Below are 1,205 nucleotides of genomic sequence, written 5' to 3'. Positions count from 1 at the left end.
CGCCGGATCTCTGCCACGGTGAGGGGAATGAGGCTGGTGGTGTCGTTTCTGCCGCCCCCTTTATGGTGTCCTGGGCCTGGGCTGCGAGGACGGCGAGGAAGGCGTGGGCGAGCATGGCCAGGGTGATGTGGCGATACCAGCCCACGTAGCGTCGGACTTCGTATTCGTCCAGGCCGCACTGGTTCTTCGCGGCCTGAAAGCATTCCTCGATGGCCCAGCGTGAGCCGGCAACGCGGGCCAGTTCACCGACCTCGACGCCGACGGGTGCGTAGGCGAGGTAGTAGGCGAGCTCGCTGGGGTCGGACAGGCTGCGGCGGCCATCACCCAGCGGTGATGGGTAGGTGGATCGGGGTCGAAGATCAGGTTGGCAGGCAGTTTGGCCGCGACCCAGTCGTAGACGCGCGGGCCCTTGGCCCCGTCGCCGCAGGCCAGGGTCTGCCAGGCGTCGGCGGGTGCTTCCTCGATCAGCTGGTCGATGCGCCAGATGCCGGCAAGGGACTTGATCTGCTGGGACTTCGGCACCGCCACGACATATCCGACGCCGATCTGTTCGAGCAGGCGGCGGAAGGACCAGTCCTGTCCGTAGGCCTCATCGGCGGTCACCCATGCGGCGGGCAGGCCTGCGGTGATGCAGCGGCGGACCAGTCCCCTGGCCAGCTCGCCTTTGGTCGCGAAGGTGCGGTCGTCGGGGATCTTTGCCTCCCGGCACCGCTCTCGATCCTTGGTCCAGCACTTGGGCAGGTAGAGCTCACGGTCTACCAGGGCTCGCCCGCGGTCGGTGGCGTAGGCCGCGAAGACACCGATCTGGCAGTTGTCGATCTTTCCGGAAGTGCCGGTGTATTGCCGGGACACCCCGGCCGACGTGGTGCCCTTCTTGATGAACCCGGTGTCATCGATGATCAGCACTCCGTCCGGGCCGAGCTGTTGCCCGACGTACTCCCGCAGGTCGAATCGCACGGCATCGGCGTCCCAGCGGGCACCGTTGAGCAGATGCTGCAGCCCAGCAGGGTCACGATGTCCTGCGTACTCGGCCAGTTGCCAGCCGTTCTTGCGGCCCACCGGCGCCAGCAGGCCGCGGACATAGTCCCGCATCCGCCACCGCAGATCCGCCGACCGAACCGGCCCGCCACCCGAGCGAAGATGGACTCCAACTCCCCAGCCCAGCCCTCGACTTCAGCAATTCCCTCCACGACCGGACAACGAGA

Annotated in this window: 1 pseudogene; it reads right to left on the bottom strand. The window is 67.1% G+C overall.

Features of this window, described 5'->3' with window-relative positions:
- Window positions 1-1,190: pseudogene (locus ABZ624_RS43140) on the bottom strand (IS701 family transposase); the annotation flags it as partial.
- Window positions 1,191-1,205: the final 15 nt, after the last annotated feature.

This window comes from Streptomyces sp. NPDC007205, from assembly GCF_040634095.1.
Lineage (GTDB): Bacteria > Actinomycetota > Actinomycetes > Streptomycetales > Streptomycetaceae > Streptomyces.
Note: the sequence above shows the minus strand (reverse complement) of the source record. Positions and strands in the feature narration are given on the sequence as shown.